This window comes from Bifidobacterium sp. KRGSERBCFTRI (assembly GCF_025908335.1).
Map to the genome: position 1 here is coordinate 718314 of NZ_CP109653.1, position 18714 is coordinate 737027.

18 protein-coding genes are annotated in these 18714 nt (G+C 60.1%); 7 read left to right on the forward strand and 11 right to left on the reverse strand.

What is annotated here, in order from left to right; translation table 11 throughout:
• The first annotated feature begins 2 nt into the window (after positions 1–2).
• Positions 3–626 (forward strand): 16S rRNA (guanine(966)-N(2))-methyltransferase RsmD, encoded by a 624-nt coding sequence (gene rsmD / locus OGI63_RS02925; RefSeq protein WP_041777223.1) that lies wholly within the window; start codon positions 3–5, stop codon positions 624–626.
• Between the two features lie 74 nt (positions 627–700).
• Here rsmD and trmD read toward each other — a convergent pair whose 3' ends face one another.
• The 4 genes from trmD to rpsP all read right to left on the reverse strand — a co-directional run bounded on the left by trmD (position 701) and on the right by rpsP (position 3008).
• A complete protein-coding gene (gene trmD, locus OGI63_RS02930) occupies positions 701–1621 on the reverse strand; it encodes a tRNA (guanosine(37)-N1)-methyltransferase TrmD (RefSeq protein ID WP_011742733.1) in 921 nt (306 codons plus the stop codon).
• A 92-nt stretch (positions 1622–1713) separates the two neighbouring features.
• Positions 1714–2301 carry a ribosome maturation factor RimM gene (gene rimM / locus OGI63_RS02935; protein WP_003807658.1) on the reverse strand — a complete coding sequence of 196 codons (588 nt, stop codon included), beginning with the start codon at positions 2299–2301 and terminating at the stop codon, positions 1714–1716.
• Between the two features lie 21 nt (positions 2302–2322).
• Positions 2323–2556: an RNA-binding protein gene (locus OGI63_RS02940; protein WP_011742734.1), complete on the reverse strand. Its 234-nt coding sequence runs from the start codon at positions 2554–2556 to the stop codon at positions 2323–2325.
• Between the two features lie 2 nt (positions 2557–2558).
• Complete coding sequence (rpsP, locus tag OGI63_RS02945) at positions 2559–3008, reverse strand: 30S ribosomal protein S16 (RefSeq protein ID WP_011742735.1); 450 nt, start codon at positions 3006–3008, stop codon at positions 2559–2561.
• A gap of 366 nt (positions 3009–3374) precedes the next feature.
• Here rpsP and OGI63_RS02950 point away from each other — a divergent pair, with 366 nt between their 5' ends.
• Complete coding sequence (locus OGI63_RS02950) at positions 3375–4409, forward strand: endonuclease/exonuclease/phosphatase family protein (protein ID WP_011742736.1); 1035 nt, start codon at positions 3375–3377, stop codon at positions 4407–4409.
• A gap of 143 nt (positions 4410–4552) precedes the next feature.
• On the opposite strand, the gene ffh is transcribed toward OGI63_RS02950, so the two are convergent.
• Both ffh and cysS read right to left on the reverse strand, forming a co-directional pair.
• Entirely contained in the window at positions 4553–6202 is a 1650-nt protein-coding gene (ffh, locus tag OGI63_RS02955; RefSeq protein ID WP_011742737.1) for a signal recognition particle protein, read from the reverse strand.
• A gap of 55 nt (positions 6203–6257) precedes the next feature.
• A complete protein-coding gene (cysS, locus tag OGI63_RS02960; RefSeq protein ID WP_011742738.1) occupies positions 6258–7889 on the reverse strand; it encodes a cysteine--tRNA ligase in 1632 nt (543 codons plus the stop codon).
• A gap of 135 nt (positions 7890–8024) precedes the next feature.
• On the opposite strand from cysS, the gene OGI63_RS02965 reads away from it, so the two are divergent.
• Both OGI63_RS02965 and OGI63_RS02970 read left to right on the forward strand, forming a co-directional pair.
• A complete protein-coding gene (locus tag OGI63_RS02965; protein WP_011742739.1) occupies positions 8025–8753 on the forward strand; it encodes a type 1 glutamine amidotransferase in 729 nt (242 codons plus the stop codon).
• Between the two features lie 311 nt (positions 8754–9064).
• On the forward strand, positions 9065–11221 hold the full coding sequence (locus tag OGI63_RS02970; protein ID WP_011742740.1) for an ABC-F family ATP-binding cassette domain-containing protein: 2157 nt from the start codon (positions 9065–9067) through the stop codon (positions 11219–11221).
• A 96-nt stretch (positions 11222–11317) separates the two neighbouring features.
• Here the strand turns inward: OGI63_RS02970 and OGI63_RS02975 are convergent, their stop codons facing one another.
• The gene (locus tag OGI63_RS02975; protein ID WP_050731439.1) at positions 11318–11506 is read right to left on the reverse strand and encodes a type II toxin-antitoxin system YafQ family toxin; all 189 of its coding nucleotides are present in this window, start codon (positions 11504–11506) and stop codon (positions 11318–11320) included.
• Between the two features lie 101 nt (positions 11507–11607).
• Here OGI63_RS02975 and OGI63_RS02980 point away from each other — a divergent pair, with 101 nt between their 5' ends.
• Positions 11608–12147, forward strand: coding sequence for a hypothetical protein (locus OGI63_RS02980; RefSeq protein WP_041777225.1), 540 nt, complete (start codon positions 11608–11610; stop codon positions 12145–12147).
• Between the two features lie 15 nt (positions 12148–12162).
• On the opposite strand, the gene OGI63_RS02985 is transcribed toward OGI63_RS02980, so the two are convergent.
• On the reverse strand, positions 12163–13269 hold the full coding sequence (locus tag OGI63_RS02985) for a sensor histidine kinase (protein ID WP_264309057.1): 1107 nt from the start codon (positions 13267–13269) through the stop codon (positions 12163–12165).
• Between the two features lie 23 nt (positions 13270–13292).
• Positions 13293–13922, reverse strand: coding sequence for a response regulator transcription factor (locus tag OGI63_RS02990; protein WP_011742743.1), 630 nt, complete (start codon positions 13920–13922; stop codon positions 13293–13295).
• A 166-nt stretch (positions 13923–14088) separates the two neighbouring features.
• Between OGI63_RS02990 and OGI63_RS02995 the strand changes: the two genes are divergently transcribed.
• The gene (locus tag OGI63_RS02995; protein ID WP_011742744.1) at positions 14089–14700 is read left to right on the forward strand and encodes an ArsR/SmtB family transcription factor; all 612 of its coding nucleotides are present in this window, start codon (positions 14089–14091) and stop codon (positions 14698–14700) included.
• An 89-nt stretch (positions 14701–14789) separates the two neighbouring features.
• The gene (locus tag OGI63_RS03000; protein WP_041777226.1) at positions 14790–16049 is read left to right on the forward strand and encodes an MFS transporter; all 1260 of its coding nucleotides are present in this window, start codon (positions 14790–14792) and stop codon (positions 16047–16049) included.
• A gap of 76 nt (positions 16050–16125) precedes the next feature.
• On the opposite strand, the gene ilvN is transcribed toward OGI63_RS03000, so the two are convergent.
• Both ilvN and OGI63_RS03010 read right to left on the reverse strand, forming a co-directional pair.
• Positions 16126–16680, reverse strand: a complete 555-nt coding sequence (gene ilvN, locus OGI63_RS03005) for an acetolactate synthase small subunit (protein ID WP_003807691.1) — start codon at positions 16678–16680, stop codon at positions 16126–16128.
• A gap of 32 nt (positions 16681–16712) precedes the next feature.
• Positions 16713–18575: an acetolactate synthase large subunit gene (locus OGI63_RS03010; protein ID WP_011742746.1), complete on the reverse strand. Its 1863-nt coding sequence runs from the start codon at positions 18573–18575 to the stop codon at positions 16713–16715.
• Between the last annotated feature and the right edge of the window lie 139 nt (positions 18576–18714).

An 18714-nucleotide genomic window follows, 5' to 3' on the forward strand; every position in this document is an offset into this window, starting at 1 on the left:
TTATGCGCGTAATTTCAGGACGATTCAAAGGCATGGCGTTGACCACGCCGAAACCGGGCACCAGGCCAACCACCGACCGTACCAAGGAAGCGATATTCTCGCACCTCGATTCGTGGGGCGTGCTGGATGACGCACGCGTGCTCGACCTGTTCGCCGGAACCGGCGCGTTGGGCATCGAAGCGCTGAGCCGTGGCGCGCGCGAACTGGTGGCGGTGGAATCGGCCGCACCGGCCGCCGCGCTGATCGCAAAGACGTTGACGGCGTTGAAGCACAACCGTTCCTGGGAGCCGGGCATGAGCGCCCGCGTGGTCAAGGCGCGTGCGGAAAAGTACGCGGCGGCCGCATCGGCGATTGCACCATTCGGCGTGATCTTCATCGACCCGCCGTACGCGTTCGAAACCGAGGCGTGCAACCGGCTGCTGGCCGATTTGGCGGGCCGTGAGTCCGGCGAACTGACTGGCGAGGGCACGGTGATCGTGCTGGAACGCTCCACTCGTTCCGACGAGCCGACCGCGCCCGAAGGCTGGGATATCACCGACCGGCGTGATTACGGCGAAACCGCCGTGTATTACATCGAACCTGCCGAAACCGCCGAGCCGGCAGAGCCGGTTGAATCCGCGGACTGACGTCCGGGCTTTCCAACTAAAAACGTCGACGGTGGACCTGCATGCCCTCCGTCGACGTGAACAATCGTGCGTAATCAGCGCTGCCGTGGGTGCGCGCCGGAAACCTCCCAGCCCAACGCCATCAGCGTTTTGCGATCGGCCTTGTCAAGCTTGGAACAATCCAACGCCTCGATGAGATCCGGACGCAGCTCGTTGGTCTTCGCCAGCGCCTCATCGCGGCGGAAACGGTCGACCTTCGCGTGGTCGCCGGACAACAGGACGTCCGGAACCTTGATACCGCGCCAATCGGCCGGCTTCGTATACTGGCGGTGCTCCAGCAGGGCGTTCTCTCCCGTATACGATTCCTCCACGATCGAGGCCGCATTGCCCATGAAACCGGGCAGCAGACGGGTGATGGCCTCCAACATGACCGACACGGCCACCTCGCCGCCGTTCAGCACATAATCGCCGATCGAATATTCACGCACGTCGACGCCCTGCGCACGGTAATACTGCGGAATACGCGCGTCGTAGCCTTCGTAACGGCCGCAGCCGAACAGCAGATGGTTGGCGTGGCTCAGCTCCGTCGCGTCCTGCTGGGTGAACAGGGGGGCGGACGGATTCGGGAAAATCAGCACCGGACGGTCGGTCGCCGGAACGGTATCGGCATTTGCGGCGATTTCTGTCGCCGATTCCGCCGGTTCGGCCGCGTCCGCGGAAGCCGTGTCGTCTGCGTCTGCCGTGGAATCGCAAGTAACCATGGAATCGCAAGTAACCGTGGTCGGCTCAAGATGCAGCAGCTCGTCGAGACATTCGCTCCACACTTCCGGCTTCATCACCATGCCCGCGCCGCCGCCGACGGGAGTATCATCCACGGAATGGTGCACGTCGTGCGTCCAGTCGCGCAGGTTGTGCGCGGTGACTTCGACCAGGCCCTTCTCCTGCGCCTTGCCGAGCAGGCTCAGGTTGAGCACTTCGAAATATTCCGGGAATACGGACACGATATCGATCTTCATAATGTTCCACAATACCGGTACGCCTGCCAAGCGCGGCGCGTACGAACAAGGCGCCGGCATAATCGCCAGCGCCTTGTTGAAAAAGCAGCGGATCAGAGCCCCGGAATGAGTCCGCCCGGCGGGTCGAGGGTCAGATATCCGCCCTCGAGGTCGATGTCCGGCACGAGCTCGTCCACGAACGGCACGAGCGCGCTGTTCTCGACCACCACGCCATCGGCGTCCTTGACGGGATTGGCCAGACGGATCTTGAGCAGCCACTGGGCCACTTCAATCACATCCACCACCTTGCCTACCACAGTGCCGGGCGCAAGCCCCAGCGTATTGCCCTCGGCAAGGCGCGCCTCAAGACTGATCAGGTCCTTCGGGTACCACTCGTCTGCTTCAAGCATCTCCTCCGGATCGTCCGCTTCGCCATATAGCACCACGCCATTGGCGGCTTCGGACGCATCACGGTCGTCGATGCCTTCGAATTTGATGATCCAACGGTTCTTGAAGGTGCGGGAGCTTTCCACCACGTACTCTTCCTCGCCGTCCTTCGTATACAACACAGCACCGGGAGCGAACCGGTATTCCGGTTCGTCCGTAAAGATCTGCACGGTGACCTCGCCCTTGAGCCCCTGCGCACGCCCGATACGACAGACCCTCAGCAGCTCAAGCTGTTGAGGGTCGTCGGAATGCATATCACGCACCACGCTAGGATCTCACCTGCGCACGTCCATGATGTCGACGCGCACCTTGTGGTCGGACAGTGCCTGCACCACGGTGCGAATCGCATTTGCCGTGCGTCCGCTGCGTCCAATGACGCGACCGATATCCTCAGGGTTCACGCGCACGCGAATGAGTTCACCGCGCGGATTCTCATGGGACTTCACCGAGACATCATCGGGAAAATCGACGATGTTCTTGATCAGATGTTCCACAGCCTGGGCGAGCATGATCACTCGGCTTCCGCAGCCGGCTCTTCAGCCGGAGCTTCCTCGGTGGCGGCGGCTTCGGCCTCAGCCTTGGCCTTGGCGTCAGCTTCGGACTTGGCGGCCTTCAGCTTCTGGGCCTGGGCTTCGACAGCCTCGACGCGAGCGGCGGCATCCGGGCCAGCCTCAACGGTCTTCAGGGTGCCTTCAGCACCGTCAAGACCCTTGAACTTCTGCCAGTCACCGGTGATCTTCAGCAGGTTCAGCACCTGCTCGGTCGGCTGAGCGCCAACGCCGAGCCAGTACTGAGCGCGCTCAGAGTTGATGTTGATGGTCGAAGGCTGGGTGTTCGGGTTGTAGGTACCGATCTCTTCGATGGCGCGGCCATCACGCTTGGTACGGGAATCCATGATCACCACGCGGTAGAACGCGTAGAACTTCTTACCCATGCGCTTCAGACGAATCTTGGTTGCCAAAATGGCTCTCCTTGTAACTAGGGGTGTGTGTTTCGTGTTCTGTGTGGGGCACGGAATCCGAAACCCACGTGTTCCTCACGTCACGCGATTGGTAGAGGGCCTCGCGCGCGCGAATAACTGAGCAATTATAACCGTGGGGTATGGACGCGTTCCCGTATGCGTTCCCGAGCGTCCGTTTCTGTTGACTCGGACGCTCGGCTTGCGTTTTGCGCATTCTGAATGGCCGTTTCTCCAGAATCGGACATTGGTGAGGTGTTGTGGCGGTCTCGGGCGTCCGAATCACCCGAATCGGACGAACTCGCTATGCTGGATATGTTCATTGGCGGTTTTCGTGCGCCTGATTATGGCCATTTCAAGGGGATTTGCATGAGTGTTGCGTTGTGGATCGTACTGCTGGTATGCGTGTTGTGGATCGCTCTGAGCGAAATGCCGGCCGGTTGGGACGGCCACTTGCCGTTGCCGTATCTGATTGCGCTGACACCGCTGTTGTGGATTCCAACATTGGCGATTGCGATTGCCGGTGCCGTACGGCATGACACCGCCCTCGCCGTCGTCGCGGCGATCGCGTGCATCGCCTCGCTGCTACGCAAAATCGCGTATTGGAACAACAATCTCACGTCCATCAACACGGCGCAGATGGTGGCCGACAACATCGCAAAAAAGCGTGAAACATCCCGTGGAACACATACGTCGACTGCCGCGGAAGCCGCGAAACACGGCCGTTTCCGCGTGATGACGCTCAACTGCCGGTACGGTCGTGCCAATGCGGCCGCAATCGTCAGCGCCGTCAAGGAACACGACGTCGCCGTGCTCGCGCTGCAGGAATTGACGGACGATCTGGTCGCGGCCTTGGACGAGGCCGGCCTGTCCGATTTGCTGCCGTACCGCCAGTTAGGGGAGAACAAAGATACGGACAACGGCGGCTTCAACGGTATTTGGATTCGCATCGAGCCAAGCGACACGTCGCCGATCACCGCCGTGATTCCCGCCGCCGACGTGCCTGGCGTGTGCTTCCCGATTGATGCGATGCGCGGCATCACTTTCGTTTCCGCCCATCCGAAATCGCCGATGCGCGGCTGCCGCGACTGGTCCGCCGGCATCATCGGCTTGGGTGAGCTGGCCACATCGCAGAAGCAGGGCGATATCACCGTCGTATTGGGCGACCTCAACTCCGGTACCGACCATCCGAGCTTCCGCAAGCTGCTTGACGCCGGCTTCCAGGACGCCGCGTTGACCGAGGCGAAGGGCCGCCGCGCCACGTTCCCATCGTGGCTGCCGTGGCCGCGTCTCATCCTCGACCACATCTTGTTCACCGCCGGTCTGACCGCATCCGACGTGCGCTCCTTCACGGTCAACGGTACCGATCATCTTGCTCTGGCTGCCACGCTGACGTTGAAATAAACCGAAAATAAGCTGGCATAACGAAACTGCCGACGCTGGAAAACGTTCCAACGTCGGCAGTTTCGTTATATATGCCGTATTGCGATTGCCGGTTGTCGTAATCGCCGGCAATCGCACATATCGCGGCTTAGTGCAGCAGACGCTTAGTGCAGCAGACCGGACAGACCGCCACCTAAGTTCGGCGGCAGCTCGCCGGAATCGCCCAGCATATCCTGCAATCCGGCAGGAAGCGCCGGATTCTGCGGCTTCTTGGCGAACGCGGAGCCACCTGACGAAGCGCCGTCGGAAGCCTTGCCGGCGAGCTTGTCGCGCAATGCCTTCTCCTCGGCTTCACGCTTCATCGGATTGCCGGACTTGCCCGACTTCTTCTTGTTCTTCTTGCCTTTGCCCTTGCCTTTGCCGCCGCCCATCGCGGGGCCTCCGAAGCCGGGCACGCCGGCGCCGACCTTGTTGCTCATGCGGCGCATCATCTTCGCGGCCTGGTCGAAGCGCTGCAGCAGCGCGTTGACCTGCGAAACCGTCACGCCGGAACCGTAGGCGATGCGGGCGCGGCGGGAACCGTCGATGATCGAGGGATCGCGACGCTCGGCCGGAGTCATCGAACGGATGATGGCCTCGGTGCGGTCGATTTCCCTCTCGTCGAACTGCTCAAGTTCCTTACGATGCGCGGCCATGCCCGGAATCATGCCAAGCAGGTTTTTCATCGGGCCGAGTTTGCGCACCTGCTGAAGTTGGTCGAGGAAATCGTCAAGGCCGAAGGAACCGTCGGAGATCTTGACGGCGGCCTTGCGGGCCTCTTCCTCGTCGAACTGCTTCTGCGCCTGCTCGATCAGGGTGAGAATATCGCCCATGTCGAGGATGCGGGACGCCATGCGGTCCGGATGGAAGACCTCGAAATCCTTCAATCCTTCGCCGGTGGAGGCGAACAGGATCGGCTTGCCGGTCACGGATGCCACGGACAGCGCGGCGCCACCACGGGCGTCGCCATCGAGCTTGGACAGCACCACGCCGGTGAAATCCACGCCCTCGTCGAACGCCTTGGCCGTCTGCACGGCGTCCTGGCCGATCATCGCGTCGATGACGAACAGAATCTCGTTCGGCTGCACGGCATCGCGGATGTCGCGAGCCTGCTTCATCAGCTCCTCATCCACGCCGAGACGGCCTGCGGTATCGATGATCACCGTGTCGTAAAGCTTCTGCTTGGCGAGCTCCACGGCGTCACGGGCCACCTTCACCGGGTCGCCGGTGGTCTGGCCGGGGGAGACGACCGCTTCGCCGCCATCGGACTGCACGCCCTTCTCCGGCGCGTACACCGGCACGCCGGCGCGTTCGCCGACCACCTGCAGCTGCGTCACCGCGTTCGGACGCTGCAGATCGGCCGCCACGAGCAGCGGGGTGTGGCCGGAATCCTTCAGCCAGTAGCCCAGCTTGCCGGCGAGCGTCGTCTTACCGGCGCCCTGAAGGCCGGCGAGCATGATGATCGTCGGCGGATTCTTTGCGAAGTTCAACGGGCGGTCCACACCGGCGCCAAGCACCGCGGTGAGTTCCTCGTTGACGATCTTCACCACTTGCTGCGCCGGGTTGAGCGCTTCGGAAACCTCGGTGCCGAGCGCGCGTTCGCGGATGCGGCTGGTGAAGGAACGCACCACGTCGAGCGCCACATCGGCGTCGAGCAGCGCGCGGCGGATCTCGCGGATGGTACCGTCGATATCAGCCTCGGAAAGCTTGCCCTTGCTCTTCAGATGCTTGAACGCATTCGAGAGCCGGTCTGTCAAAGAACTAAATGCTGCCATAATGTTCCTCAGTCTAGCGTTTCACGCGGATAGCGGATGAAATGGGTGCGATTGCCTACTTCAGCGACCAAGTGGAGCCTTGCGGACCGTCCTCGATGGCGATGCCGGCCGCGCCCAGCGCGTCACGGATCGCGTCGGCACGTGCGAAATCCTTGGCCTTGCGCGCTTCGGCACGTTCCGCAAGCTGTTCGGAAACCAGCTTGTCGAGCGCGTCATGCTCGGCGGAATCGGCTCCGGCACCAGCCGCACCACCTGCGGCACCGTCGGAAACCCACGGCTCCGCCAGCGGATCCAAGCCCAACGTGTCGAGCATCGCACGCACGTTCACCAGCGCCTCGCGAACCTCGGCCTTCGCCACGTCCGAATCGGCGCGGTCGGCCAGCTTCGACAGCAACGTGTTGCCGGAACGGATCGCCGTGAAAATCGCGGCGGAAGCGCCCGAAACGTTGATGTCGTCGTTCATCGCGGCAACGAAATCGGCGGGAAGCGCGTCGGCGGAAATCGCCATAATCTCTTCTCGTGACGGCTGTTCGCCGACGGCAGCGCCCGCGCGCTCGATGAAGTTCGCCACGCGGTCGTACGCGGACTGCGCCTCGGCAAGCGTCTGGTCGGACCATTCCAGCATGGAACGGTACTGCACGGAACCGAGGGCGTAACGCACCACCCAAGCGGAATGCTCGGCCAGCACCGCCGGCACGGACAGGCCGTTGCCGAGCGACTTCGACATCTTCTCGCCCTTCGCGGTGACCCAGGCGGAATGCATCCAGCGCGCGGCCGAATCGTAACCGGCGGCGCGCGTCTGCGCCATCTCGTTCTCGTGGTGCGGGAATCGCAGATCAAGACCGCCGCCGTGAATGTCGAACATGTCCTTCAGATAGCGGTGGCTCATCGCGGAGCATTCGATATGCCAGCCCGGACGGCCCGTGCCGAACGGGGTATTCCAGCGCGCGTCGAGCGGATCGGAATCCTTCGGCGCCTTCCACAGCGCGAAATCGCGCGGATCATGCTTGTCGGGGGACATGTCGGCAGGGTCGACCGGATTGTACTTGTCGTTGCCCGCGTTGTCCACGGACGGTCCCATCGCGTCGGTCACTTCGGAAGCCGCGTCGGAAACCGCGGTCTGCTTCTGGTGCGTCAGCTCGCCGTAATGCGGCCAGCTCGCCACGTCGAAGTAGACGTTGCCGGTCGGGTTGCCGTCCGCGTCACGCACCACATAAGCGTGGCCGTTGTCGATGATCTTCTTGATGAGGTCGATCATGTCGATCATGTGGCCGGTGGCGCGCGGCTCGTACGTCGGCGGCTCCACGCCAAGCTTGCTGTACGCCTCGGTGAACTCGCGTTCGTAGATATACGCGCGCTCCCACCACTGCTGGCCCGCGGCGGCGGCCTTGTCGAGGATCTTGTCGTCGATGTCGGTGACATTGCGCACGAACGTGACCTTGTAGCCCAGACGCTCGAACCAGCGGCGCACCACGTCGAACGCGACGGCGGCGCGGATGTGGCCGATATGCGGTGAGCTTTGCACGGTGGCGCCACACGCGTAGATACCGACCTGACCTGGTTTGATCGGCGTGAAGGACGACACGGCGTGCGATGCGGTGTCGTACAGCTTCAGCCCCGCGGCGGCCTTCGCCACCGCAAGAGCGCCGGAAGTGTTGGTATTCTGCGGTTCTTGCGTGTTTGTCATAGTCACGAGAATATTGCCAGAATCGGACATGACGCTTGGTTTTCCCGGCATATGCACGGCATCGTATTGCGAACGTATGCAGACACAGAGCCGAATCGCGAGCGTCATTTACGCAGATGATGTAAAAATAGTGGCATGACGCAATCGCATGTGCTGATTCTTCAACACGTCCCGTGGGAGAAACCGGGGCGCATTTTGGATAGTCTCGACGACTTGGGCATGTCGTATGAAGTGATGAACATCGCCAAAGAGAAAAAGCCCGATCTTCCCGATTTCAGTGACGTCTCCGGCATCGTGATTATGGGCGGCCCCATGGGCGCGCTCGACATCGACAAGTATCCCGGTCTCAAAGCGGAATCCAAACTCGTACGCGCCGCCGTCAGCGTCGGCAAACCGTTGCTGGGCGTGTGCCTCGGACATCAGATCATTGCCACCGCGCTGGGCGCGAAACTCAAGAAGGGCAGCGAGCCGGAAATCGGATTCGCGCCGATTAAACGCATCGACAAGCACGACTACTTCTCCATGTGGAACAAGACGTTGGACGTGCTGCACTGGCACAACGACGTGGTGACCCTGCCGGAAGGCGCACAGCCGTTGGCCAAAAGCGCGAAGACGAAGAACCAGGCGTTCCGGTTCGGTTCGGCGCTTGGCCTGCAATTCCACCTGGAGGTCACCCCCACGTTGTTGGACGAGTGGCTGGACGAGCCGTGCATGGTGAAGGATTTGAAGGCCGCCGGCGGTTCGAAATCGCAGCTACGTGACGCCTTCGCCGAATACAATCCGCAGCTGCAGCCGATGGCCGATCAGGTTTTCTCCGGATTCGCGGCCCGGTGCAACACCTATGCCGCAACGCTGGAGCGCTGATAAGCGTTCTGCCCGCTACACGCCCCACTGAATCGCCAGCTGAGTGCCTTCCGTAGGTGGTTCCTGAGTTCCGTAGGTGGTTGGGTGATGGACCAGTGTTTCGGAAAGGCTGAATTTAAGGCTTTTCTTCGTGCGGTATCCGAAGACAACCACCTACGGAAGCGGAAAACCACCTACGGAATCTTCTAGGGCGTTTTCGTTGCCTACATTCCAAGGTCTCCTGTCTACGTTTCGCATCATGCAGCTGGTGAGCAAGCCCCAAATACGTGTGCGGGAGGCGGTGTTCCGCCGACGCGCTACATTGGTGAGTTATGCCGACTTATGATTTGGGACTTGAACACGTTTCGCTCGCTTTCGCGACCAAGAATATTTTCACCGATGTGACGCAGGGCGTTTTCGAAGGCGACCGCATCGGCGTCGTCGGCAAGAACGGCGACGGCAAATCCACGCTGCTGCACCTGTTCAAAGGCACGCAGGAACCGGATTCCGGTCGCGTGACCATGCGCAATGGACTGACGTTCGGCATGCTCGACCAGCGTGACCCGCTCGACGACAACGCCACCGTGCGCGAAGCCGCGTTGGAAGGGCGAGAAGATTACGAATGGGCTGCGGAAACCAAATCGCGTGAGATTGTGGAGGCTCTGCTGGGCGGCATCAGTCTGGACGCGAAGATCGGCTCCCTGTCCGGCGGCCAGCGTCGCCGCGCCGACCTTGCCCGCCTGCTGCTCAAGGACTGGGACATTCTCGCGCTTGACGAGCCCACGAACCATTTGGACGTGGTGACCATCCACTGGCTCGCCGAGCACTTGAAGAACCGTTGGCCGTCCGGCCAGGGCGCGCTGCTGCTCGTCACCCACGACCGTTGGTTCCTCGACGAGGTATGCGAATCGATGTGGGAGGTCCACGACGGCGTGATCGACCCGTTCGAAGGCGGATATTCCGCGTATATGCTGCAGCGCGTGGAGCGCGACCGCCAGGCCGACGTGCGCGAGACGAAGCGCCGCAACCTGGCTCGCAAGGAGCTTGCCTGGCTCACCCGTGGCGCCCGCGCCCGTTCCACCAAGCAGAAGTTCCATGTCAAGGCGGCGCGCGAGCTCATCGCCGACGTGCCACCGGTGCGCAACACGTTGGAGCTGAAGCAGATGGCCACGTCGCGTCTCGGCAAACAGGTGGTCGATCTCATCGATGTGACGCAGATCTTCGAACATGCGCAGGGAGAGGCCGATATCGATCCGGATGTGGCGGAAATGGAAGCTTCGGCCTCGCGCGTGGACGTGGTGCCGGCCATGTATGCCGAGCCGCAGGCGCACGGCAGCGTGGAGGTCGCCGTCGACGATCTGACCGATCCGCGGTTGGTGGACGCCGGCGTGCCCGAGGCGCGACAGGCGGCGCAGGCCGCCCGGCAGGCCGAGGAGGAGTCGCACGAGTCGGGTGACGACGCCGACGAGTCCACGCCGGAAGTCACGTCCGCGGCGCAGAAGGTCACCGTGACCGGCCGCAAGATCCTCGACGACGTGACGTGGCTGATCGGCCCGGGCGACCGCTTCGGCATCGTCGGCGCGAACGGTGCCGGCAAATCGACCCTGCTGAAGATCCTCGACGGCACGATCACCCCGACCGCCGGCCATGTGAACATCGGCAAGACCGTGAAGTTCGCGGTGCTTTCGCAGCGTCTCGACGAGCTGGAGAAGCTCGGCAAGTACAAGATCAAGGAAGTGCTGAGCCGCTACAAGCCGAGCTACATCGTGGACGGCAAGGAGACCACGCCGGGGCAGATGATGGAGCGTCTCGGCTTCGAATCCGCACAGCTCATGACGCCGATCAAGGACCTCTCGGGCGGGCAGAAGCGCCGCATGCAGCTGCTGCTCATCCTGCTCGACGAGCCGAACGTGCTCATCATGGACGAGCCGGGCAACGACCTCGACACCGACATGCTCGCCGTGATGGAGGATCTGCTCGACACTTGGCCGGGCACGCTGATCGTCGTCTCCCACGACCGCTACCTGCTCGAACGCGTCACCGACCAGCAGTTCGCGCTGATCGGCGGCAAGATCCGCCATCTGCCCGGTGGTGTGCAGGATTATCTCGACATGACCGAGGCCATCAAGAACGGTAAGGACCCGTTTGTGGACGAGAAGGCCGGCAAGGCTAGCAAGGGCGGTAATGCCGCTGCGTCCACGGGTGCTGCCGGCGACTCCTCATCCGTGTCTGCCGATGGCGACTCGACTGCTTCCGCGCCGAAGCTTACCGGCAAGGCGTTCCACGAGGCGTCCAAGCGCGTCGCTGCGATCGAACGCAAGCTGGCCAAGCTGGAGGAACAGAAGGCCGATCTGGAAGCGCAGATGGCCGCGCATGACCCAAGCGATTACGAAGGTCTGGGCAAGCTCAACGAGCAGTTGCAGTCCGTCACGGACGAGTCTGAATCCCTCGAAATGGAATGGATGGAGCTCTCCGAACAGCTCGAGTAGTCCCAGTCGGGCAAACTGATGGTGAGAGGCTTGTAGGCGTCGGTTTGGCGGTACGGAATGTGCAAAACCGACGCTGGCGATTCGCTCAGCGTCGGTTTACCGGAATAATTCGTCGTGGCTGCCAGTACGCTCGAAGAACGCGACCGAATCGTTCGATGACCAGATCACCAGCCAGTCCCCGGCATTGGCGACATGGCATTCGTACCGTCCACGCCAATTGCCGGACAGGGTGTGCATGTTGTGGCGGCGGTGCAGCTCCTCCAGCGTTTTCGGGTGTGTAGCCATTCGTGCGACAGCAAGGTGTAGCGCTTGAGATATCAGTGTCATATTCTTGTTCTTACGGGGGTGGAGCTGTTCTCCGCAAGAACAACCAATGGGGGTGTCTCATGAATCAAGTGATGCGAAGAAGCGTCTGTTGTTTGTTGTCGGCTTTGTTGCTGTGCTCATGCGCCGGTTGCGCGAATTCCGTGCACGAAACCTCCGATGGTGACGCTGCTCGGAGCAGCAGCAAGAATGATGATGCTGCGGAGCAAGCGTATAAAGCATTTACTGTGGACGCTTTGGACCGTGTTGCCGCCGATGATCTCAATAACTCGGACAAATTGGTTCTGGTGAACAAGCTGGGCGCGAAATCCGTGCACGGCGATGGTGCTATTCCATTTGCCAAAAAGGTCGACGAAAACCATATGTATTATGTCGTCTCCATGTGCAAACAGAAGGAGCAGGCTCCTTACTCACTTGTCCTCTACAAAGATGGACAGCCGCACACTTTAACCACTAGGGAATCCTGTACGTCTAATGGAGTGGAAACAGTCTCTCTTCCGGCGAAGAATTTCCTTGGCGCCACCTCATTGTCCATTATCAATATCGGCAATACGGATCTTGTTGTTTCCGTATATGAAGTAAAGGAAAGCCACCGTGAATAAATGCTGGTGGCTGGTTTAATGTGTTTGATGAGTTAGCGGAATCGCTAGGGACAATGACCATTCTTCATTTTCTGAATTTATGGTCATTGTCCCATTATGTTGTTGCGCAAAATCTTGTATGAGGGCTGTCCCGTAGTGATTTTCTGGAGCACTATTTATTGCGGCGTTATATAGATTTGATGCGAAGATGCGGACCGCATCTGGTCCTACAGAGAGGATAAAAGCAAAAGCCCCGGGTTTCCCGTGTTTGGCAATGTTATTGAGAATTTCGGTACAAACCGTTTGCAACGATGGTAGTAGTGACTTGTCCATTGCGTTTAGATTCCCGCGGATTATTGGTGTCCCGGTAAAACCCAGTATTCTCAGTCTTTTGCATTGAGCTTCTATATGTTGTTGAAAGAGCTCGTCCGCGTCTTCCTCTTTGTCTGTTTTAAGCTCATCGGTCATCGGGCTGATGATTTGAGTGCGAAGCTCATGTAATGCCTGCATGAGGACCTGTTCAATCTGTGGCAAAGTGTCGCTGCTCTCTGAGGACTCTTTTTTGCGGCACAGCAGAATCGCATATGTCATAGCTCCTGCGATGGAATCGTGCAGTATGTGAATTTCTTTGAGTCTTTTCTGCTGGCGTCGAACTTGTTCTTGTGCAATCGCCAAGTCCATTTTTCGTTGTGCTGTTTGCGCTTTCCATCTCACGGCAAAACCAACGCAGAATGCTCCAATGTAGGAGCATGCAAGCACGGGGATGCTTGGATTGTAGTCGATGCCGCCTGTCCAATAGCCCAAAGGAAGTGCTAGTGCGCAAAGCAGCGGTCCCATGATGGCAAATTCAAATCGTTTGATTTCAAATGCGATTATCCCGCATGCAAGCCATGTGCCATATAACGTCGAAGGGCCATCGCATATTGCCGGGATTATCGCGCATGCTATGTGTGTTACAAGAATCGCCATGCTTGCCGGTACGGGGAACCAGGCCAGTAGCAGCAGGGCGATGCAGTACGGAGCCAAATATAGCCATGACCAAGGTGACATATTTGGCCAAGCGGTCAGCTCGAGCAGGAAAAAGCAGATGCAGATAATGGATCCCGCTAAGTAGGGCTTGCGCACGGCCTTTGCCAATGACATTATTTGTTGGGGCAGCCTCATCGTTATATCCAACCGTTTCTTACGCACATCGCAACAGCTTCGGCACGACTATGAGCATGGAGCTTCTCGAAAGCTCGTCGTGCATATGTCTTTACCGATGCTTCGCTGATATTCAGTTGGTGCGCAATAGTGGAAGTGGTGAATCCTCTCGCATAGCCGGCAATGATCTGTAATTCCTTGCCGGAAAGCCGCATGGAGTTTATGCTCTTCCCCGCCCACGACGCAACCTCGTCATTTCCAGTGGCTTTTCCGATGATTCGAACCAGTTGAATCGTGGGAATTTCTTTTGGAATAATCGCATAAAACGCATCGGACCATTGTGCTCCGTATCTTTTTTCGTTTTCGTCATCCAAAAAGGCGCTGATACCAATGACGGCAATATCTGGATGTTGTTCCTTGATATGATGCGCTAATTCCGAGCCGTTCATCCCAGGCATTGCGATATCGGTAAGCACGGCTTGTGGCCTTTGTGCAGAGTCCCTCATGGCCTCAAGTGCTTGTTCTGCAGAGGTGACAGTCCACAGAATCCGTATTGGTGCGCATGTCTCGACCAACAAGCTTTGAATTGCGCTTGCGACCAGTGGATCATTATCCACAATCCCCAAAGTCGGATCATTGACAATCGTGCGCATAATGCCCCCCCATTAGTCTGCTTCTTGCTCCAGAATAGACATTTTCCCACTGCTGCAAGGAATCATAGCGTTGCCGGTAGCGTATGTCGTGATTGAGATCAAAGCACGAATATATTGTACAAATAATTTGTATATAATGGGAGGCGATGGAAAGGAGTCTTCTACGATGAACGATACGAACTCCAACGAGGGGCAGCTGCCCGAAGACGCCGCAGTGACCGTGACCAGTGCCGATACTCTTCGGGCCATGGCGAGTCCTATTCGCATGAGGATCCTTGGAACGTTGCGGGTGAACGGCGAACAGACCGTGGGAAGCATCAGCGAGCAGCTTGGCGAGGCTCCCGGAGCCATCAGCTACCACTTGGGGCAGCTTGCGCATGCGGGACTAGTGAAAAAGGTGGAGTCTCCTGACGGAGATCGAAGAAAGAGCTGGTGGAAGGCCTGTCAAAGCGCCATTCGTCTGGGAAGGCCCGAAGAAAAGAACGGTACGGACGAGTCGAAGGCCATGGATCTGTTCCGGCGTTCCGCGGCGCTCTCCTACGAGATGGCCTACGAGCGTTTTCTGGACAGGCTGCCGGAATTGCCTCGGGAATGGGCTGATTCATGCACCAGCGATGATCATGTTCTGAACCTGACCGCCGAGGAGACGAGCTCGATGATCGAGGAACTCAATGAGGTCGTGCGCCGCTGGCAGATCAAGGCCGGCATGCACGGCGACGATGAGCTGGGCGTCGAACCCGTGGCTCTGATTCTGCAGGCCTTCAGGTGGGTCTCATAAGACGCCGGCGGGGTTGACGCATGAATCCACGAGCAAACCGGAAAGCGTGGGCGGAACAGTCGGAACAAGTGGGTTAATTGGAGCAAAGCATGAGTGAAACGACGAAATCATTCTGGCATTCCGCAGGGTATATCCCGTGGTTCACCGCCGATACGGCGTCGGCGGTCGGAGCGGCGCTGCGCGCACTGGCGATCAGTTTGCTCGGATATGCGGTGTCCGGCTCCACCATCGCCGCCGGGTGGCTCGGAACGTCGTCGATGATCGCGCAACAGGTTGCGAGCGTATTCGGAGGTACCTTCGTCGACAGGCATGACCGCAAACGGCTTATCGTGGCGAACGCCGTCGTCGGCGTTCTGGCTTGGGGCGCAATCGCGGTGCTGCTGCTGTGCGGCGCATTGTCGTTCCCCGTGTTGCTGTTGATCGCGGTGCTCGCATCCGGCATCAACGGATTTCTTGGGAGCGCTACGGATGCGATGCTTCGCTCGATCATCGATATCCGCTATTATCCCAAGGCGCGGAGCCTCAACGAGGGGCGCGACGCGACCATCACCATGGTAGGAGGGCCCATCGGAGGTTTCCTGTACAGCGTCGCTCCATGGCTGCCGTTCCTGGCGTCGGCTTGTATGTACGCCGTGGCCGGCGTCGCCGCCACCGGCGTCCGCGAATATGGTTCGGATGGCGGGCGTATCGGGGAACCGGATGGCGATGCAGCGAAGGGCGGTTTCTGCCACGATTTCCTGGAAGGCTGGTCATGGTCGCTGCATCGGAAAACGCTGGTGATCGTGCTCATCGTGGCGGCATTGGTCAATTTCGGCGTCAATGGCATCCAATATGCCATCCAGCTGCATCTGGTGTCGTGCGGAACCAATGCGACCCTCATCGGATTCATCAGTGGCGGCATATCGTTGACGATGCTTGTGGGATCGTTGCTGGCCGGCAAACTCAGCGATAAGGTTCCGGTCGGACCAACCGTGTGCCTCGCCTACCTGTTCATCTGCCTGTGCGCATTGCCGATGGCGTTGACCGACAACTATTGGGTCATGCTGGTTGCCAATTCGTTGGTTGGCCTGCCGTTCCCGTTGATCAACGCGATGCTCCTCGGTTTCATCTTCGCCAAGTCGCCTACGAGCATGCAGGGGCGTATTACTGTTACATTGACGGTTCCGGCCCAGGTGCTTTCGATGTTCTGTAGTGCTGTGGCTGGCACCTTGCTCCCGGTTTTTGGATTCCATGGCGCGGTGCTGTTGTTCCTCGCGGTTCTTGTGGCAAGTGCTGTGCTGGTGATATGTTCCCGTTCCATTCGTAGCATTCCCAAGGCGGCGCAATGGGAACATACGATGTTGCGGTGAATCGAAATAAAAAGCGCCGCCCCACGAAACGAATCGTGGGGCGGCGCTTTGTCGTAGGCAATGCCGCTCAGCCCGTTCAGCGACCGGTGATCTCGGAGCCGAGCACCTTCTCGCTCAGGGCTTTCGGGCCGCGGGTCACGGCCACCGCGCCGGAGCGGACCAGCTCGATGATGCCGTAATGCTCCAGCAGACCGAGCAGCGCATCGATCTTGCCTTCTGCGCCGGTGGCCTCGATGGTCAGCGACTCCGGATTCACGTCCACCACGCGCACGCGGAACAGACGCACGATCTCCAGCACGTCGGAGCGGTTGGACTCGTCGGCGGCCACCTTGATGAGCACCAACTCGCGCTCCACGGTGGTTTCCGGATCGAGATCCACGATCTTCAGCACATGCAGCAGCTTGTTGAGCTGTTTGATGATCTGCTCGAGCGGCACTTCCTCCACGTCGGCCGTGACGGTGACGCGGGAAATGTCCGGACGTTCGGTGGGGGAGACGGACAGCGAGTTGATGTTGAACGCGCGGCGGGCGAACAGGCCGGCGATACGCGCCAGCACGCCCGGACGGTTCTCGACGAGCACGGACAGCGTATGACGCTTGGAACCCGGCTGGGATGCAGGATAGTTTGCCATGATCGAAATGTCCTTCCTTACGCTCTACTCGTTCACTCGTTCTCGCCGGCGCGCTGCAGAGGCTTGACACCGGGCATGTAGGTGACGTTGTCGTTGGAGTCGCCGGCTGCGACCATCGGCCACACCATGGCGTCCTTCCACACGCGGAAGTCGATCAGCACCGGACGGTCGTTGATCTCGTTGGCCTTCTTGATGCATTCGATGGCCTCGTCCTTGGTGAACGCGCGCATGCCCACGCAGCCGTACGCTTCGGCGAGCTTCACGAAGTCCGGCACGTCCACGATGTCAGACATGTTCTCGCCGTCCAGCAGGTTCGTGGCGGAGTAGTGGTGATTGTAGAACAGGGTCTGCCACTGGCGGACCATGCCGTACACGGAGTTGTTGAGCAGGGCGATCTTCACCGGCGCGTGGTCGAGGAACGCGGCCGCCAGCTCTTCGGAAGTCATCTGGAAGGAGCCGTCGCCGTCGATCAGCCACACCGGCTTCTTGTCATCGAATTCGCGGGCGGATCCGACGCGTGCGCCGATGGCCGCCGGCAGGCCGAAGCCCATCGTGCCCAGGCCGCCGGAGGACAGCCAGGAGTGGGGCTTGTTGAATTCGATGATCTGGGTGGCCCACATCTGATGCTGGCCCACGCCGGACACCCACACGGTGTTGGGGTCGGCCATGTCGGACAGCTGCTTGACGACCCACTGCGGAGCGAGGCTGCCGTCGGTCGGCTCATCCCACGTGATCGGGTATTCCTCACGCCACTTGTTGATGACGTCCCACCAGTGGCTGGTGTCGGGCTTGCCATGCACCGCCTGCTCGCGCTTGATCTCCGGAATGAGGTCCTTCAGCACGGTGGCCACATCGCCGACGATCGGCACGTCCGGCTGACGGTTCTTGCCGATTTCCGCAGGGTCGATGTCGATATGGATCACGCGTGCGCCCGGAGCGAACGCGTCGAGCTTGCCGGTGACGCGGTCGTCGAAACGTGCGCCGATCGCGACCAGCAGATCGCAACGCTGCACGGCGCCGGTCGCCGCGATTGTGCCGTGCATGCCGAGCATGCCAAGCACCTTCGGATCGGAATCGGGCACAATGCCGCGCGCCGGAAGGGTGGTGACGATCGGAGCGCCGGTCACTTCCGCCAGCTCCTCGACCAGCTCGCCCGCGTCGGAACGCACCGCGCCGCCGCCGACGTACAGCACCGGACGGTACGACTGCTCGAACAGCTTCGCCGCGTCGGACAGCACGCGACCGTGCGCCTTGGTGGTCGGGTTGTAGCCCGGCAGAATCATGCGCTGCGGCCAGGAATAATACATTTCGCCGGTCTGCGCGGTCTTGGTGACGTCCACCACCACCGGTCCCGGACGACCGGAACGTGCGATGTAATGCGCCTCGGCCAGCACGCGCGGAATGTCCTGCGCGCGGGTGACGAGGTACGAATGCTTGACCACCGGATAGGTGGCGCCGACGATATCGGCTTCCTGGAAAGCGTCCGTGCCGATGGCGTTCACGCCGACCTGGCCGGTGATGACGACCATAGGAATGGAATCCATGTTCGCGTCGGCGATCGGGGTGATCATGTTCGTCGCGCCCGGACCGGAAGTGACGATGCACACGCCCACCTGTCCGGTGGTCAGCGCGTAGCCTTCTGCCGCATGTCCGGCGGCCTGCTCGTGACGCATCAGCACGAAGCGGAACTTCGTATCGTCCTTGATGGAATCGTAGACGGGCAGAATCGCACCGCCCGGAACGCCGAAGACGTCCTTGACGCCCAGATCCTCCAGCGAACGAACCAGCGCTTCGGCGCCGGTCATCTTTTCGCCGTCGACAATGGTCTGCTTTTCAGTGGTAGCGGATGCCTTTGGCATGCCGCTGAATGCCTGCAGAGGCGTAGGTAACACCATGTTCCCTCTCATGCTCGTTCGTGGAAAATTTCCTCGTAAGGGGCCGCGGCCGCGTCGTTCATGCGCCGTTTTACCCCTTAAACGGAATGCTATGCAACCGCTTGTGGCGGATTGCAGCCGCATTCCTCTCTGATAATGA

What these genes read in the sequence shown, in the direction of transcription:
- rsmD (WP_041777223.1), top strand. Translation starts at nt 3, where the DNA reads ATGCGCGTAATTTCAGGACGATTCAAAGGCATGGCGTTGACCACGCCG.
- trmD (WP_011742733.1), bottom strand. Translation starts at nt 1,621, where the DNA reads ATGAAGATCGATATCGTGTCCGTATTCCCGGAATATTTCGAAGTGCTC.
- rimM (WP_003807658.1), bottom strand. Translation starts at nt 2,301, where the DNA reads ATGCATTCCGACGACCCTCAACAGCTTGAGCTGCTGAGGGTCTGTCGT.
- OGI63_RS02940 (WP_011742734.1), bottom strand. Translation starts at nt 2,556, where the DNA reads ATGCTCGCCCAGGCTGTGGAACATCTGATCAAGAACATCGTCGATTTT.
- OGI63_RS02950 (WP_011742736.1), top strand. Translation starts at nt 3,375, where the DNA reads ATGAGTGTTGCGTTGTGGATCGTACTGCTGGTATGCGTGTTGTGGATC.
- ffh (WP_011742737.1), bottom strand. Translation starts at nt 6,202, where the DNA reads ATGGCAGCATTTAGTTCTTTGACAGACCGGCTCTCGAATGCGTTCAAG.
- cysS (WP_011742738.1), bottom strand. Translation starts at nt 7,889, where the DNA reads ATGACAAACACGCAAGAACCGCAGAATACCAACACTTCCGGCGCTCTT.
- OGI63_RS02965 (WP_011742739.1), top strand. Translation starts at nt 8,025, where the DNA reads ATGACGCAATCGCATGTGCTGATTCTTCAACACGTCCCGTGGGAGAAA.
- OGI63_RS02970 (WP_011742740.1), top strand. Translation starts at nt 9,065, where the DNA reads ATGCCGACTTATGATTTGGGACTTGAACACGTTTCGCTCGCTTTCGCG.
- OGI63_RS02975 (WP_050731439.1), bottom strand. Translation starts at nt 11,506, where the DNA reads ATGGCTACACACCCGAAAACGCTGGAGGAGCTGCACCGCCGCCACAAC.
- OGI63_RS02980 (WP_041777225.1), top strand. Translation starts at nt 11,608, where the DNA reads ATGAATCAAGTGATGCGAAGAAGCGTCTGTTGTTTGTTGTCGGCTTTG.
- OGI63_RS02985 (WP_264309057.1), bottom strand. Translation starts at nt 13,269, where the DNA reads ATGTCATTGGCAAAGGCCGTGCGCAAGCCCTACTTAGCGGGATCCATT.
- OGI63_RS02990 (WP_011742743.1), bottom strand. Translation starts at nt 13,922, where the DNA reads ATGCGCACGATTGTCAATGATCCGACTTTGGGGATTGTGGATAATGAT.
- OGI63_RS02995 (WP_011742744.1), top strand. Translation starts at nt 14,089, where the DNA reads ATGAACGATACGAACTCCAACGAGGGGCAGCTGCCCGAAGACGCCGCA.
- OGI63_RS03000 (WP_041777226.1), top strand. Translation starts at nt 14,790, where the DNA reads ATGAGTGAAACGACGAAATCATTCTGGCATTCCGCAGGGTATATCCCG.
- ilvN (WP_003807691.1), bottom strand. Translation starts at nt 16,680, where the DNA reads ATGGCAAACTATCCTGCATCCCAGCCGGGTTCCAAGCGTCATACGCTG.
- OGI63_RS03010 (WP_011742746.1), bottom strand. Translation starts at nt 18,575, where the DNA reads ATGGTGTTACCTACGCCTCTGCAGGCATTCAGCGGCATGCCAAAGGCA.